This is a genomic window from Psychrobacter sp. NC44, assembly GCF_904846655.1.
In the GTDB taxonomy this organism is placed as follows: Bacteria; Pseudomonadota; Gammaproteobacteria; order Pseudomonadales; family Moraxellaceae; genus Psychrobacter.
Genome location: NZ_CAJHBN010000002.1, coordinates 203,110 through 220,357, shown reverse-complemented (window position 1 = coordinate 220,357; position 17,248 = coordinate 203,110). Strand labels below are relative to the sequence as shown.

Sequence of the window (17,248 nt, the reverse complement as noted above, 5' to 3'; positions counted from 1 at the left end):
GATGCCTCGAGGATCGAACGCATTGAATCACAGTTTTATGATGGCGGCTATGATGACTTCTAGAAATTCTTGTCAGTTCAATTATCAAAAAATATTTTCTCAGACTTATAATCGATTGAGTACAGCGAATGGACAAGTGGCTATTGACCCAATAGCGATGTCGAAGCGTACGGTATTAGTGACAGCATTGGTAGGGTTGCTGCTCACTGGTTGTCAAAGCACGCCGACCAATGATTTGACAAACATCGCGGCTTATCAAACGTCTACGCGACCCAATGACAATCGTAACTTAGATCAACAAGAAATTGCTCGCGTGCGCACTTCACTTGCCGCGCAATATATCCGCAAAAATGAGCTTGATACCGCTCAGCGCCAACTCGAAAAAGCCTTTGCTGCCGATAGCCGTTACGCGCCAGCCTATGATATGATGGGCGTTTTGCTGCAGCAAGAGGGCAGTCGACTCAATCTCGAAAAAGCCGATCAGTATTTTAAAAAAGCGATCACGCTTGATAAAGATTTTGAGCAAGCCCACAATAACTATGGCGTTTATTTGTCACAAATGACGCGTTATCGTGAGGCGGCAGAGCAGTTTGAGATTGCAGGTTCAGCATTAGGTTACGAAGGTCGTATTGGTGCGCTAGAGAATCTAGGACGCACTTACTTACAGCTAGGGGATCGCAGTGCGGCTGCTAAAGCATTTTTACGGGCACTTGATGGCAATCGCAATAGTATTATTGCCCATATCGAGTTGGTCGACTTATTGCTTGAGCAGCAACGTGTTCCACAGGCTCAAAGGCTGTATGATGAAACCTTGATACTGGTGCAAGGGCAGGGCATTAGCCCGCGTTTGCTATTACAAGGTATCAAATTGGCCGCTGCACAAAATAACATAACGACGCGCCAGCAATTGGCACAGCAGCTTTTATCTGCTTATCCTTTAAGTGATGAAGCAAAACAACTTAAGACTTGGCTTAACAATCCAGAGGCACCATGGAAATGACCACCCCATCATTAAACACTCAATCTAACGCTCAGGGATCATTTGGTGCCGTGTTGCAGCAAGCCCGTAAAAATAAGCAAATCAGCTTAGACGAGGTAGCTGCCGAGTTATTTATTTTAAAGCGTCATTTGCAAGCGCTTGAAAATGAAAATTTTTCGGAGATGCCGCAAGCTGCTTTTGCGCGTGGGTTTGCCATCAATTATGCTAAGTTTTTGGGTTTGGATCCTGTAAAAATAGCAACCAGCTTTGATGCCGCTTATCCTACCGAACTAAAAGCCAAATCCGTCAACAACACGGATACGCCACTGCGCCCAATGGGCACGTTGCAACGTGATACGCACAATCGAATTCGTTTTAACCCACTACTGATCATCGCCGTCATTGGTGTCATTATTTTAGCGATTTTCTTATTTCGCATGGTGAGTAATGCAAGTAAAGAGAATACCGGGCAGCCAGTATCGACGGTCGAAGACGTCTCAGCGATAGAGCAAGCGCAAGGTGCGGCAATCAATACTGATGAGATGGGCGTTGGTGCCTCTGGCTCTGCTCTAAACTTGGGCGGCGATGCAAGTCCAGCGTCTTTAGATGTCAAACTGACGGATACCGCCGTCGTGAGTATTACTGATGCTTCTGGTAGTAGTCTAATGAGTGGCTCGCAGACATCTGGGGATTATAAACTGTCAGGTACGCCGCCGTTTAATGTACAAATTGATAATGTTGATAATGTCAGCATAATGCTTAACCAAGAAGCGGTTGCGCTAAATACTTATGCAACGGATAAGCAAGCCAATTTTGAGTTAGCGCCTTAACTTTTTAAGCGGCTAATTTTGAATGCTAGTCTTATCGACTGCTGTACAAGATTTATTTTTAAAAGTTGCTATCTGCAAGCTATTATAAGTGTATTTTTTCTGCGTTTTTTCGCTTTAACTGAAGGGTTTGTCTATGTCAACGTCAGCGCCTATTAACCGTCGCCTTACCAAAAAAATATATGTCGGTGATGTCGCGATTGGTGGTGATGCGCCGATTAGTGTGCAGAGTATGACCAATACAGATACTTGCGATGTGGCAGCAACTGTCGCTCAAATCGAACGCTGCGTTGAAGCTGGTGCGGATTTGATGCGGGTGTCGACGCCAACGATGGATACGGTCAAAGCTTTTGGCGAAATTCGTAAGCTGGTCAGTGTGCCTTTGATTGCAGATGTGCATTTCGACCACAAGATTGCGTTAGCAGTTGCCGAAGCAGGGGCTGACTGTCTGCGTATTAATCCAGGTAACATCGGTAGCGATGCTAAAGTACGCGAAGTGGTTGCTTGTGCCAAATATTACAACATCCCTATTCGTATCGGTGTCAATGCAGGCTCGCTCGAAAAAGACATTCAGCGCAAATATACCGAGCCAACTGGCGAGGCGATGCTTGAATCAGCCATGCGCCATATCGATATATTAGAGCGTCTAAATTTTGATCAATATAAAGTATCGGTTAAAGCCAGTAATGTGTTTTTGACCTTGGATGCGTATCGCCTGATTTCTGCCCAAATTGATAACCCGCTGCATTTAGGCGTCACCGAGGCGGGCGTTTATCGTACGGGCGCGGTCAAATCCGCGATTGCACTTGGCGGTTTATTATTAGATGGCATCGGTGATACCATTCGTATCTCACTGGCGGCAGAGCCTGAAGAAGAAATTAAAATCGGCTTTGATATTTTAAAATCGCTCAATATACGTTCTAATGGTGTCAACTTTATTGCGTGCCCAAGCTGCTCTCGCCAAGAGTTTGATGTGATTAGAGTCATGACGGCTCTAGAGTCGCGTTTAGAAGACATTCGTGAACCGATGAATCTGTCTGTGATCGGCTGTAAAGTAAATGGTCCTGGTGAAGCGAAAGAGGCCGATATTGGCATTGTTGGTGCCGCACCAAGATCCTTGGTATATCGTATGGGTGAAAAAAGCCATCTTATCGATACCGACAATTTGGTCGATGAAATAGAAGGCATGGTACGCGCACATGCCGAAGATTTGGCTAAAAAACGCGAGAATGAGATTATCCGCGTAAAATAAAACACTATTATGAGCAAAAAATAAAAGAGACACTTGTTAAAATTTTTAAGGATACGACCGTACCATGATTAAAGCTATCAAAGGGTTCAATGATATTTTGCCTGATCAGTCCGCAAAATGGCTGCATTTAGAAGCGATATTGGCTGAAGTACTGGGCAGATACGGCTTTGAGCATATTCGCTTGCCAATCGTTGAGCAAACCGATTTGTTTGCGCGTGCCATTGGCGGCGCGACTGATATTGTCGAAAAAGAGATGTATAGCTTTACCGATAAATCTGAGCCACCAACGCCGTTGGCTCTACGCCCTGAAGGTACGGCAGGTGCAGTACGTGCTGTGATTGAGCATAACTTGCTGCGCGGTGATACGCCTAAATTATGGTATATCGGTCCAATGTTTCGCTATGAGCGTCCACAAAAAGGTCGTTATCGTCAATTTCATCAAATAGGTGTTGAAAGCTTTGGTAGTGCCTTACCAGACGCTGACGCTGAGCTGATCGCCATGACTCATCTAATGTGGCAAGAGCTGGGTCTAAAAGATGAGATGCGTTTAGAGCTGAACAGTCTGGGCGAAATTGATGAGCGTTATGCTTATCGCGAAGCATTGGTTGCTTATTTAACCGATAAAAAAGATCAGCTGGATGAAGACAGCAAGCGCCGCTTGACCACCAATCCGCTACGTATTTTAGATAGCAAAGAAGCAAGCACCCAAGCTCTATTGGTAGACGCGCCTAAGCTTGCTGACTTTTTAGGTGAAGAAAGCGTGGCGCATTTTGAGCAAGTACAAGCCTATTTAACAGAGCTGGGTATTAATTTTGAGATCAATCCACACTTAGTACGCGGTCTTGATTATTATAACAAAACGGTTTTTGAGTGGGTGACCGACAAGCTTGGTAGCCAAGCGACTGTTTGTGCAGGCGGCCGTTATGATGGTTTGATCGGGCAACTAAAATCCATCGGTACTGATGGCAATAAGCCAGTAAAATCTGAGCCTGCTGTTGGATTTGCCATGGGGCTTGAGCGTTTATTACTGTTAATGGAAGCGGTTGCGCCGATTGCTGATGTTCCCGCTTGCGATGTTTTCGTGGTTGCGCATCCAGAGGTTTATAGTGCTGGTATTGGCTATGCCCAGCGCCTACGCTATAGTCGCCCAGACATTCGGGTGAAAATGGCGAGTGCGACGAGCCTAAAAGCGCAAATGAAGAAAGCCGATAAGTCAGGTGCTGCATTGACCGTTATTATTGCGCAGCAAGAGCTGGATGATAATACCCTCAGCGTTAAAGACATGCAGACGGGCGAACAACAGACGGTTGCGACAGATTGGCTGTCGAACAAAGAAAATTTTATCCGTCAGTAATCGATTGCGGTTTTAGCATTAGCAATTTCATAACACTTTTATCAGGTAAACACATATGGCTCTGACACCCAATTCGCCGAATGCAGACAATTCAATGCAAGCGTTAAAGCAGTATGGCAGCTATATTGTCACTGCGATTTTGTTGGCACTGGCCGCTTATTTTGGTTGGACATATTGGCAGGACAACCATGCGCGCGTAGACACCGTTGCAGCAGATCATTATGCAGACATTCAGCGGTTGAATGAAGAAGTCAGTTTGGCCTCACAAAACCCTGATTTGGAAGCAGAAGCACAGGCAGCACTTGCCCAAAGTCGCACCCAGCTAAACAAAGATATTGATGCGCTAGTCAGTAAGCATGGTGAGTCGGTTTACGCTTGGCAGGCACTGATGATTAAAGCGCGTCAGCAAGTAGATAATAATGAATTTACCGAGGCAAGTGAAACCTTCAAAAAAGCATTGGCTATTGACTTAGGTGATGCAGGTTTACAGGCAATTACTCGTTTGCGCTATGCGACAACGTTACTGGCGGCGGGCGATACGGATGCTGCATTAGCAGAAGCCAACAATGATATGCCAAGCTCATTTGAAGCCAGCCAACAAGAGTTGTTAGGGGATATTTATTTGGCACAAGATAATAAAGACTCAGCGATCAAGTCTTATAATAATGCTTGGGAGTTGTTACGCAACCGTCAAGAGACGCGTGCAGTATTGGCATTAAAGATGGAGAGTCTGGGCATCGTACCTGAGCCTATCGACGAACCAGTCAGTCTGATTCAAGAGTCAAGTAATCCTGCACAGCCCTTGGTGGAAGAAAATGCTGCTGCCGAGGTTGCGCAATAATTGTACAGTGACAAGCGCTGTTAACCAATAATAGCGTTTGCGTTCTACCTAATGCCTGATAATTGCTAGTCAATAGCGCGTATCTATAACCGTTCTACAAGCTAAGTGGTACAGTAAAACAATCGCGTCGCATGAACCACCAGCACTCATTGAATGTGCTTGGTGAGTACTAATCGCCGATCTTATACTTACTGATAACCAATTTACTAATTAATAATAATTTATTTGTAGTGAGAACTCATAATGACTCAATCTATTCGCTCTAGCAAGATATCAAAAGCTAAAACCATCAAATCGACGGTGATGCATGTGGCAGTATTGGCAGTGATGAGCACTGCGGTGATTGGGTGTAATCGCGGTATTAAACCCGTCGTCAATGATCCAGTCAAGCTGGTACAGATTGCTGAGCCTATCAGTGTGTTGCAACCGGTTTTTAGCACAGATATTGGCAATAAAAAAGCCAGTAAGAAAGATCCATTAGACTTGCAAGTAGGTTATGTCAATGGACAAATCGTCACTGCATCGCGCGGTGGGGACTTGACCGGCTTTAACAGTGCAGGCGAACGTTTATGGTCGATCAACGTTGGCGATCAAATCACGGGCGGCGTTGCTTTAGATGCTTTAAGCCAAACAGCGATTATTAGCACACGCGGTGGTCAAGTGATGGCATTTGATAGTGTGACTGGCGCAAAACGCTGGCAGAAGCAGTTATCAGGATCAGTATTGACACCCGCTTTAATTACCAATAACCGTGTCATTCTATCAGCGAACGATGGCTTTTTACATGGCTTGTCACTACAGACAGGTCAGTCTGTCTGGCAGTTTGCCACACAAGTTCCAGCCATCAGTGTACGCGGTAGTGCGGCGCCAACGTTATTAGATAGCAAAACGGCGTTATTAGCGACTGCTGATGGTCGTTTACATGCGGTGACGACTGATAGTGGTTTACCGCAGTGGTCAAGACGTGTTGGTGTTGGCACTGGTAGTAGTGAAGTTGAGCGCATGAGTGATGTCGATGGTACGCCGATCGTCGATAAAAACCAGCTATTTGCCATCAGTTATAGCGGTCAGTTATTAGGTATTGATTTGGCTTCGCGTCAAGTCATGTTTGTCAACGAGCTTGCCAGCTTAAAGTCACTTGCTGTAAATAACCAGCAGGTGATTGCTACCAGTTTAGAGGGTAAAGTGGTTGCCTATAATCGCAGTACTGGTGAGGTTCTTTGGGAAAGTGAAGAGCTGGCTTATCGTCATTTAACCAATCCTGTGATGATTGGCAATTATATTGCTGTGGGTGATTTTGACGGCGTGGTACACTTATTTGATCCAGCTAGCGGTAAAATCGTTAGCCGTGTACAAACCAAGGGCGCTTTGAGTAGCTTGCAGGTACAAGGCAGCCGCTTAATGACCCAAAGCACGTCAGGACAAGTTGCTATTTGGCAGTTAGCCCGCTAAGCTTTTTATCGGTTAACAGTTACTCAGATAGTGTGTTTTGATACTATCGTTAAGTCAACTGTAAGCCAACTGGTTGATTGTAATTTTAGAGAACACAAACGCTGCTTCGTCAGCGTTTAGTGCCTTGTGTAAATCGCTTGTTTAAACACAGGCTTTCGCGTACTCTATGCGACCGATGCGCCGTAGGTGTTATCCATATATATATTATTTATCTATAATTTAGTCGTCCTATGTACCACTTGCTAAGTGTAAAATAGCTGACGATTATTTTTGCTATTTTTTTATCATTCATTTTAATTTGCGGTCAAGAGCAGCCTATTCACGACTACTGTTATATCACTGGTTATAAGAATAACTGTACTGCCCGCCATCGTGCATTTCACTGAGAGTAACCCATGAGTATCAAGCCTGTGGTCGCCTTAATTGGTCGTCCAAACGTCGGTAAATCCACCTTATTTAATCAGTTCACAAAAAGTCGGCAGGCATTGGTTGCTGATTTGTCAGGACTGACTCGTGACCGTCAGTACGGTGATGCGACCTATGAAGACAAATCTTTTATCGTTGTAGACACTGGTGGTATTGGTGAGGCGGATGATGGTAGCGGCAACATTGATGACTATATGTCTGAGCAATCGCATACAGCGATTCATGAAGCAGACATCATCGTATTTGTGGTGGATGCTCGTGCTGGTATGATCGGCGCAGATGCTGAGATTGGTAAGTTTTTACATACACTTGGCAAACCAGTCTATGTGGTTGCCAATAAAGTCGATGGTGCTCACGACGCTGCACCTGCCGAGTTTTATGCATTAGGATTGGGTGAGCCATATCCGATGGCAGCAAGTCATGGTCGCGGTGTCGGTAATTTGCTTGAAATATTGACGGCTGATATGCCTGAGCAAGAGAATGTCGTAGAGCCAAAAGGTTTGAAGTTAGCGATCATAGGTCGTCCAAACGTTGGTAAATCGACGCTAGTCAATCGTCTATTGGGTGAAGACCGAGTAGTGGTTTTTGATATGCCCGGTACCACGCGTGACAGTATTTATATTCCTTATACACGCGAAGGTAAAGACTACGTCTTAATCGATACTGCTGGTGTGCGCCGCCGCGGCAGAATTGATGAAAAAGTAGAGAAATTCTCGGTCATTAAAACCCTGCAAGCAATCGAAGATTCTAATGTAACCGTTATTGTTATTGATGCGCATGAAGGTATCGTTGATCAAGACTTGCATATGATTGGTTATGCGCTTGATGCGGGTCGTGCTTTAGTTGTTGCGATTAATAAGTGGGATGGTCTGACTGCTGATCAGAAAAATTATATCAAGATTGAGATGGATCGCCGCTTTAACTTTATCCCTTATGTAAAAGTGCATTTAATCTCAGCACTACATGGTACGGGTGTGGGTAATCTATACCCGTCTATCTTGCGTGCTTATAAATCTTCGATGTTTGAAGTATCAACCAATCGCTTGACTCAGATTCTGCAAGATGCGGTGACAGCCAATCCACCACCAACGGTTGCTGGTCGCCGTATTAAACTGCGCTTCGCTCACATCGGTGGTCACAATCCGCCCGTGATTGTCATTCATGGTAACCAAACCAGCGCGCTACCTAAGAGCTATCAGCGTTATCTTGAAAACCAATTCCGTCAAGTATTTAAGCTCGAAGGCACGCCGCTCAACGTTGTCCTTAAACAAAATGACAACCCATATGCCAACAAGAGCGATACGCCAACCAAAGCGAAGACGCAACAGTTGCGCCAACGCGAGCGTAATCGGGCACAGAAATTTACTACCAAAGATAAGCAGAAATTCACCAATAAAGATAAAAAGCGTTAATTTAGCAAAATGATGACGGTCTTTATATTGTTGTAGTAAATAAAGACTGTTTTATTCTATTGTTCATGCTTCTCTGTAATGTGCCATATCATGATGATTATATCGGTCATCATGATATATTAATACGTTGTTAAGTTTTATTAACATGTGATATTTCCCTCACTACTCCTACAAAATACCTGTACTATAATCAAAAGTTTTCTTAACTCAGTTAAGTAATATGAACAACCGTCCCTCTCAAACCATCCCTACGCTTATTTGGCGTTCTGTCGTACAAGCCATTATTTTGGCTGTGTTGGCAGGCTTCTTGATGTCTATCGTTTATGGTTTGTTATACCACTATAAAGAGAAGCGTCAGCATATCCAGCAATTGGCTACCATGTTGACCACCAGCGCATCGACAGCCGATGGTGCTGATATCGTGGCTGAGCAAGTGAGATTCTTGTTAGAAAGTGAACCCAGCATTAGAAGTATTTTATTTTATTCAACACCCAAACCTATTGATGAAGTTAATCAATCCAGAGATGATTGGAAGAATGCCTTATTTGCAGATACTGTCAGCTTCAATTATCCCGTTACCAGTGACGATATCGGTGATGATAGCGCGCTAGATACGTTAAACAGCAGTCAGCAATCGTCCACGACTTTATCAAATGGTGAGCAAGAATCATCAGCGTCTGCTGAGGCCAATAAAAATAGCGCGTTAGTTGGATATATTAATCTCACTTTAGATGTGAACACCCTGCGTTCACATTGGTTTCGAAGCAATATATTGCTATGGCTTATCACCACGATATTGACGGTACTTTGGGTATTGTACATTCTGCGCAAACTCAAATGGCCAATCAGAGATATTGAAGCTTTGAAAGAAGTCTGTCACATCGTTGTGAAAAACCCAGAGCTTGAGCAGTTACCAGTGATTCCACAGCTTTTTGAATTTCAGGAACTGGTGCAAATCAAGCAAACTTTGGCTGTATTGTTTGATCGTTTACAGAAAGTCCAACAAGATTATGAGGCGCTTGCTATTTTTGAGCAGCAATTACACAACAAAGACGTATCCCTCGATGTGCAGCTGCATAACTTTCAAAGCATGATCACCCATGAGTTGAAAACTTCGCTAAATGCTATCGTAGGCGGTTTACAGCTGTTAGATTACGATACCCTCAATAGAGAACAAAAAGATGCGGTTGAAATTATCAGTGACGGTAGTGATAAATTGGTGTCGTCGCTTGATCATATTATTCAATTGAATCAAATACAAAAAGGTCAGATGAGTATTAATTGTATTGCGTTCAATCCACTGCAGTTAATCACCGATCTGTTGGCAGAATATGAGCCTATTGCTCGGCAAAAAAGGCTAGAGTTGATTAGCCGTATTCATCATATAGACTATGGTCTGGAAGGGGATGCGGAAAAAATAAAACAAATATTATCGATATTATTGAGCAATGCGATTAAGTTTACTCCAGCGGGGCAGGTGACTATTACGTCGCAATTGACTCATTTTGATAAAAGCAATCGCTGGCAAATCAGTGTGAAAGACACAGGTATTGGTATCGATAGCACTCATATCGATGATATTTTTAATCCGTTTTTCCAAGTGGATTCATCACAAACTCGTCAATATGAAGGCTCAGGTGTTGGTTTGCCAGTCGTCAAGCAAATGGCTCAGCTGATGGGCGCTACTATAGAAGTCGATAGTACGTTAGGGTCAGGCACCCAATTCATGCTGACCATATCGATGACCAATAAACAGCAGTCTCGGCAGCAGCATTTATTGGCTGGATTGACTATTATTTACTATTATTATCATGAAGTTGGGTTTTTAGCGAAGGAGCTAGAGCGTTTAGGTGCGACTGTCATTTATCGTCAGCATGAAACACTGGTTATAGAGGAGATGAATGTAAGACAGGTGAATATGGTGATGTTTGCGGAAGATATTTTTCCAAGTAAAGCTGAGTCGTTAGCCAAGCGTATTCGTCAATTTGAAAGTGAACATCGGGCTTTATTGGTATATTGGTATCCACCACATCGAGCGAAGCAGTTAGATAGCTTTGAGCATGGTTTGAAAGCAGCTGGTGTCGATTACTGTTATAGCGCCACTTATAAAGATAAAGCATTAAGCGACTTGCTTAAGCGCTGGTTGGTATGGACGTAATAGATCGAAATATTTGTCATATTTACCGTACTAACCTCGTTTAATGTACTCGATTGCCTTTCATTTATTGTAAATAGTGTCGAAAATCGTATTTTTGACAAAGGTGCTTGCTTTTAATCTGAAAAATATGATGAACGGTGTCAAATCTTCTTAGTCTACTAAATACCGTGTTTACACCTGTTTTCTCATAACGCTGTTTTATAGGAATAATACAATTTCTGTGGTGAATGAGGACATAAAAAAGACGCCCCGTTTTGAGGCGTCTTTTTTTTCAGTAATGTTCTTGAGAAATAGCTTTTACTAATATTCTCTAAAACAGATTTTGTGCCCAACGTACGACACGCTGCCAAGTGCGGCTCATAAAGCCTGACTGCTCGATATCACTGGTCGCTATAATAGGCACTGAAGCCACCGCTTTACCATCAATAACGGCCATCATTTTGCCAATTTCTTGACCTTTTTTGATGGGTGCTTCTAGGCTCTCAGGAATATCTACCACAGTCGTGATTTTATTTTTTTGCGTTTTGCTGGTTAGAATTTGTAAATTATCCGCAGTGACTAGCTCTACTTCATCAGCTTCACCGAACCAGACCGGAACTTTGCTGACGAATTGTCCGGCAGGTGCTTTGGTGACAGTAGTGAAGTGGCCAAAGCCCCAGTTGAGCAGCTCACGTGATTGATCGGCACGTGCTTGCTGGCTCTCTGTTCCCATAATCACAGAAATCAAGCGCATGCCATCACGATTGCTTGAAGCTGCTAAGCAATAGCCTGCGGCATCAGTGTGGCCAGTTTTTAAACCATCGACGGTTGGGTCGGTTGCAAGTAGAGCATTACGGTTACCTTGAGTAATACCGTTATAGGTGAACTCTTTTTCTGCATAAATACCATAATAGTCGCCGCTATTCTTGATAATAGCGCGTGACAATTTGGCCAAATCTAGTGCTGATGCCTCATGCCCTTCGTCAGGCATACCAGTAGAGTTGACGAAATGGGTATTTTTCATACCAAGTTTTTCTGCTTGCTCATTCATCAAGATAGCAAATGAGGCTTCGCTACCAGCGATATGCTCAGCCATAGCTTTTGAGGCGTCATTACCTGATTGAATAATAATACCGCGTAGCATGTCGATAACGCTCGCAGATTTATTTACCGGCACATACATACAAGACTGGCTGCTACTACCACGACACCAAGCATTTGGACTCATTATGACTTGGTCATCTTCTTTGAGGTCGCCTGATGCTAAGCGCTGCTCAATGATGTAACTGGTCATCATTTTTGTCAAAGACGCTGGCGGTAGCGATTCATTGGCGTTCTTTTGTGCCAAAATCTCACCAGTATTATAATCCATCAATACATAGGCGGTATTATCCATCTCAGGCGGCTGGATGGCTGCGTTTGCCATCACTGCACTCATAGAGATACTCACACCGACTACCAGCTGCACCAGCTGATTTTTTACACGCTTTACTGTCATATATCGTTACACCGCATCATGAAACCAAATGTATCTACCGCTTGTACCTTGCACTAAATCTTATGCATCATTTTAAGTAGCCTGTCTTAAACATTCTGTTTAAAAACAATGTATTAATAAGAGTGGTGATGGCTGAGCGACAGACATAAAATTAACGCCTTATCTTAGCAAAATGCCAACCGATGGGGAATCGATAAATGCAAAAAAAGACCCGATTAAAAAGAAAGAGTGGTAAGAAGTAAACGTTTGCTCAGACTAGGACTGCCACAATGTCTCGAATAGAAATAATTCGACTGTCATAAAAAAGCTTACGGTCATCCTGTTGGTATAAACAGAATTATCGTAAGCTTTTTTGTTACTTACAAGCCTGATGAACAAGCTTATAAGTTGTCGCTAAATAGCCCGTATTCAACGTTCCAAGACAGATAATGCCATGATTTATTGTCATTAATTATAGGTGACTTTATCAATTTAGAATCAATACTGGGGCATAGCTATTGTAAGGGATATCATAGGATGTATGATAAGTAAGCCAATTATAATGTTGTAATTGTTGAGCTTAATTATGATATTCCACTACTGGTATTCAGCATTCGCCAAATCTTCGCATAGAGCTTTGTTGTCTTGTTTAGAGAAGCCCATTGTCCAGCTACGAATGCCTTGTAATATCTGGCGATAATCTTGCTGAGTGGATAGATATTGAATCGCTGCTTTTGGATCTTCTAAAGACGGCATCAACTCGTGAAGCTGCACATTATAAGATTTATAAAAGCGCTGTTTTTGTTTGCCATTGAGCATCGGTGGACATATCTCTGATAGCACTTGCATGACCGCAATTTCATGCTTAGTAACATTGATGCCAGACATATCTAGAGGTATGGTTGTAGCAGAATTATTCGCCGCAAAGGATGCTTGAGACAGCATGGCAACAGAGGTTACCAGTCCTGCAACACTAATTTTGGACGCCGTCTTCGCTATCACAGAAGCTATAGATAATATCGATTGATTTTTCATGCAGTATTACACTCGCTTATCTTTAATTAATGGTGATATGTTAATGGGTAAAAAAACAAAAGTCACATAAAATATTGATTTATGTGTAGATATCTTGTGAGCCAAAGCTCTTTTTGAGCAACATATCAGCAGCATAGACTCATAAGTTACGTCAGCATAAAAATATAAGTTTGTATTGTTGTAAGGTGTTGCCTATTGTAACGTCACGCCAAGTTTTTTTGCTGTTATTGATGCAGATATCATCGTGATAAAATTATAAATTGAATAGATTCTGCGCAAAGACTGGGTTCGTGTCAGCGTATTATTAGGGTATAATCGCCCAAAATTATGGTGGCATCCGCGTTTTGCTCTATCAATTTGTTCATATCCATGCTGTGATATAAACACAGTGTTATTTTATTTGATAGCGGTATGGCTTTTTTAACTTTGATAGTAAATTCAGCTACCATTTGACGCTCGTTAAATGCTGTGTATAAATACTATTTATACAGAAAAGGCCAATGTGGATGTCAGCGTCAACAGTATGATCACACAATCTAACCACCATTTTCGGGTCTGATTATAGCAATTTTATGCGGCTAAAGTTCATAAGTGGACAGGCGGTCATTAATGAGTATATTGAGTGAAAATGAAATTTTTAATTAGTAATGATGATGGGGTTTATGCACCAGGGTTATTGGCATTATATCAAGCCCTGTCTGCTATTGCAGAGGTGGTAGTGGTTGCGCCAAACAGTGAGCAAAGTGGCTGCGCGAGTGCTTTGAGCCTCTCGATGCCATTATATACTCATCAATTGGATTCTGGTTTTATAGCGGTAAATGGTTCGCCTGCGGACTGTGTACATTTGGCGTTGCATGAGTTATATCCTGATACGCGTTTTGATTGTGTGATTACTGGTATCAATTCTGGTGCCAATCTTGGTCAAGACGTTTTATTTTCGGGTACCTTTGGTGCTGCATTAACCGCACAGCTCTTTGGAATACCTGCCATTGCGACCTCCCTAGTGGGCGGCGGCGTCAAAGGAGAAGGGCAGGAGCAGACCAGTCATTATCAAATGGCGGCAGCTGAAATTGTTAAATTATTGATAGAAACACCGATATTAGATGCTTGCAAAAATTTGCCCTATCATGTATTAAACGTTAATATTCCTGATGTGGATAGTGCCGATGATATCAAAGGTCGGAAAATAACGGCGTTAGGGCACCGTCAGATTGCGCGTCCTGTACATCATGTGGTCGATCCACGTGGGCGTGATGCTTATTGGTTGTCGCTACGTAAACGCCCGCATGAGTTGCCATTAGAAACTGAAGATTTGCAGTCCTCCTCCACAGATATGACGGATGATCAAGCGGTAGCGGCGGGTTATATTAGTCTATCGCCAGTGCGCCTGCATCATACGCCATCAGACACGCTTAAAACGCTGTCGGCGTTAATGCTATAAATTTACGCTGCCAAAATGCGTCAAACAGCTGGTCAATATCCTGATATTATCTGCGCTATTTTTCTTATTTGGCTGCCATTTATCTCATTTTTATCACCATTTTCAAAATGAGGACACGCCTTAAAAAATGGTTTACTATCGAGTGATTGATAATGGTATTTGCCAAATACTAAATACTAAACGGTATAAAAGTTAGCAAAATGCTTGTGAGTAACACAAGGAGTTTGTGAGTAACATAAAGAATAGGAAATCTTGTATGAAGAAGCTTATTGCTGGATCGCGCTTTGCAACAGTGGCATTGATAGGTACTTTAACAGCAGCAACGTTAACGATGGTGGGCTGTGCAACCAAGCCTACTTACCAATCAGCCAACCAAGCGGGACCTAAGATTATTACCAATGCACAAGGCGTTCCTAACTACCATCGTGTACAGCGTGGCGACACGGTCAGCCAAATTGCTGAGCGCTATCGTCTCAGTTACCGTCAAATCGGTTCGCTGAATGGTTTGGACAGCAAGTATACGATTTATAGTGGTCAATGGCTCAAGCTGTGGCAAGGTACGCCAGCCGATAACAATCGTTATAACGCGCCTACAACGACACAGCCAACGTACAGACCACCTGTAACGAGCGTGCCTAATAATAGCTCACAAAGCCCTGTATACGAAGTGACGGCTAACGCAACGTCAGGTTATGAATATCCGAGTCGCAATCAAGTGACCCGTAACTTTGATGCGGCAGCGGGCACGATGGGTATGTGGTTTGCTGGTAATATCGGTGATCCCGTACTTGCTAGCCAATCTGGCACGGTACTGTACTCGGGCGATGGTTTGCCAGAGTATGGCAATCTTATTATGATTCGTCATAGTGATAATTACATCACCGCTTATGCGCATAATAGTCAGCTACTGGTCAAAGAAGGCGATGCTGTGCAGCGCGGTCAGCGCATTGCAAACATGGGTAATAGTGGCCAAACCAATCAGGTCGGCTTAGAGTTCCAAGTGCGCTTAAATGGCAATCCTATTGATCCACGTGCGGTACTAGGGCGTTAAATGTGATGCCAAGTTTTGACTGATTTGGCAAGTTTAGTGGCTTTATTCAGAGCGCTTGAATTTTAGAGCGTTTGAATAAAGCCACCTTAACTAAATCGGTTTATTTGAGTCGCTTTACTTATTCATACTTGAGAATTTTATGATGTTAAAAAAACAATATCTTGCCCTGTTTCCTGCGTTAGTGATGGTTGGGTGTACCAGCCAACAGGCGATGCAAAAACCTAGCAAGCCTGTGCGTCAAGGCAACGTTCAGATTACCCAAACTCAAACCATTCAAGTGAAGCCAGCACCGAAGCCTGTCATCAAGCCGCAGCCAGTGGCAAAGCCAAGCTATAACAGCTTTTCTGATTGGAAGTCGGATTTTTCTATGCGGGCGATTTCATCAGGCCATGATGCAGCGACGGTGCGTCGTTTACTTGATACCGCTTATTTAAATCAACAAGTCATCTCACTTGACTCAGGGCAGCCAGAGTTTTCTAAGATGCCATGGGAATATGTCGATTCTGCCGTATCTGATGGGCGTGTGAGTACTGGTAAGCGTAAGTTCGCCGAGCAACGGGCATTTTTGTCGCAATTAGAATCGCAGTACGGTGTCAATGCAGAAATAATCGCTGCTATTTGGGGCATGGAGTCGTCATACGGCGTGGTGACGGGTAATAGCAGCATACCAAGCTCGCTTGCGAGTCTGGCTTATGATGGTCGTCGCCAAGAGTTTGCCGAAACTCAGTTGTTGTCATTAGCGACGCTATTGCAGCGCGGTGATGTGTCTTGGTCGCAGCTCGATGGTTCTTGGGCAGGCGGCATGGGACAGACGCAGTTTATCCCTGATACTTGGCTGAAGCACGGAGTGGATGGCGATGGTAATGGTCACCGTAACCCGTGGGCAACGGGCGATGCACTGGCGTCCACCGCTAATTATTTGAGCAACTCAGGTTGGGTTCGAGGTCTAGCGCCATTTTACGAAGCGACCATTCCTGCCTCATTCGATTACTCCATGGTTGGTAGTAAGCAGCCTGCCGCGAGATGGGCAGCAATGGGTGTTGATACGATAGCTGATGTTTATTTGGATGCCAATACCGAAATGGAGCTGTGGCTACCAGCCGGCAAGGATGGTCCAGTGCTGCTACTCAGTCCAAACTTTGATGTGATCAAGGTTTATAATAACTCATCGAGCTATGCGCTAGGTGTCAGCTTATTGGGTAAAGCGCTTGCTGGACAAGGCGGATTACAGAAATCATGGCCGCGTTATGAGCGTCCATTATCCACAGCTCAAGTACGAAATTTACAGCAGCGTTTGACTAACTCAGGCTATGATACTAAAGGCGCTGACGGTATCGTGGGTACCAATACTCGATTGGCGTTCCAGCGCTGGCAAGCAGATAATGGTCAGACTCCAGACGGCTTTATTACTCAGCGTAGTGCGTCATCGTTAGCTTCGTGGTGAAGCAGGTTGATAGAACTTTTTTTGACTCGTATTAATTCTAATATTACCGTGTTAAAAGAAATTTTTTAACCATCATTTTTGACGGTAATATCAAATACGATGAGCTTAGTGAATGCAATA

At 43.5% G+C, this 17,248-nt stretch carries 13 protein-coding genes; 11 read left to right on the top strand and 2 right to left on the bottom strand.

All coding sequences use genetic code 11. The annotated features are described in order from the left end of the window. Positions 1-49 precede the first annotated feature (49 nt). From pilW to JMX95_RS02140, 8 genes are all read left to right on the top strand, one after another. Entirely contained in the window at positions 50-1,000 is a 951-nt protein-coding gene (gene pilW / locus JMX95_RS02175) for a type IV pilus biogenesis/stability protein PilW (protein ID WP_227675932.1), read from the top strand. Next, the gene (locus JMX95_RS02170; protein WP_201559926.1) at positions 997-1,809 is read left to right on the top strand and encodes a helix-turn-helix domain-containing protein; all 813 of its coding nucleotides are present in this window, start codon (positions 997-999) and stop codon (positions 1,807-1,809) included. Before pilW ends, JMX95_RS02170 begins: the two co-directional genes overlap by 4 nt. 133 nt (positions 1,810-1,942) lie before the next feature. After that, a complete protein-coding gene (gene ispG / locus JMX95_RS02165) occupies positions 1,943-3,058 on the top strand; it encodes a flavodoxin-dependent (E)-4-hydroxy-3-methylbut-2-enyl-diphosphate synthase (protein ID WP_055124478.1) in 1,116 nt (371 codons plus the stop codon). A gap of 64 nt (positions 3,059-3,122) precedes the next feature. Further along, complete coding sequence (hisS, locus tag JMX95_RS02160; protein ID WP_201559925.1) at positions 3,123-4,412, top strand: histidine--tRNA ligase; 1,290 nt, start codon at positions 3,123-3,125, stop codon at positions 4,410-4,412. A gap of 55 nt (positions 4,413-4,467) precedes the next feature. Continuing rightward, on the top strand, positions 4,468-5,253 hold the full coding sequence (locus JMX95_RS02155; RefSeq protein ID WP_201559924.1) for a YfgM family protein: 786 nt from the start codon (positions 4,468-4,470) through the stop codon (positions 5,251-5,253). Between the two features lie 243 nt (positions 5,254-5,496). After that, the gene (gene bamB, locus JMX95_RS02150; protein ID WP_201559923.1) at positions 5,497-6,705 is read left to right on the top strand and encodes an outer membrane protein assembly factor BamB; all 1,209 of its coding nucleotides are present in this window, start codon (positions 5,497-5,499) and stop codon (positions 6,703-6,705) included. A 395-nt stretch (positions 6,706-7,100) separates the two neighbouring features. Beyond that, a complete protein-coding gene (der, locus tag JMX95_RS02145; RefSeq protein WP_055124475.1) occupies positions 7,101-8,543 on the top strand; it encodes a ribosome biogenesis GTPase Der in 1,443 nt (480 codons plus the stop codon). 220 nt (positions 8,544-8,763) lie between these two features. After that, complete coding sequence (locus tag JMX95_RS02140; RefSeq protein ID WP_201559922.1) at positions 8,764-10,701, top strand: sensor histidine kinase; 1,938 nt, start codon at positions 8,764-8,766, stop codon at positions 10,699-10,701. Positions 10,702-11,011: 310 nt separating this feature from the next. Here JMX95_RS02140 and JMX95_RS02135 read toward each other — a convergent pair whose 3' ends face one another. Beyond that, positions 11,012-12,178 carry a D-alanyl-D-alanine carboxypeptidase family protein gene (locus JMX95_RS02135; protein WP_045444873.1) on the bottom strand — a complete coding sequence of 389 codons (1,167 nt, stop codon included), beginning with the start codon at positions 12,176-12,178 and terminating at the stop codon, positions 11,012-11,014. Positions 12,179-12,754: 576 nt separating this feature from the next. Then, positions 12,755-13,192, bottom strand: coding sequence for an MCR_0457 family protein (locus JMX95_RS02130; RefSeq protein WP_201559921.1), 438 nt, complete (start codon positions 13,190-13,192; stop codon positions 12,755-12,757). A 628-nt stretch (positions 13,193-13,820) separates the two neighbouring features. On the opposite strand from JMX95_RS02130, the gene surE reads away from it, so the two are divergent. From surE to JMX95_RS02115, 3 genes are all read left to right on the top strand, one after another. Further along, positions 13,821-14,633 carry a 5'/3'-nucleotidase SurE gene (gene surE / locus JMX95_RS02125; protein WP_201559920.1) on the top strand — a complete coding sequence of 271 codons (813 nt, stop codon included), beginning with the start codon at positions 13,821-13,823 and terminating at the stop codon, positions 14,631-14,633. 256 nt (positions 14,634-14,889) lie between these two features. Next, entirely contained in the window at positions 14,890-15,684 is a 795-nt protein-coding gene (locus JMX95_RS02120; RefSeq protein ID WP_201559919.1) for a M23 family metallopeptidase, read from the top strand. Positions 15,685-15,823: 139 nt separating this feature from the next. Beyond that, positions 15,824-17,128 carry a lytic murein transglycosylase gene (locus tag JMX95_RS02115; protein WP_055124471.1) on the top strand — a complete coding sequence of 435 codons (1,305 nt, stop codon included), beginning with the start codon at positions 15,824-15,826 and terminating at the stop codon, positions 17,126-17,128. Positions 17,129-17,248 lie beyond the last annotated feature (120 nt).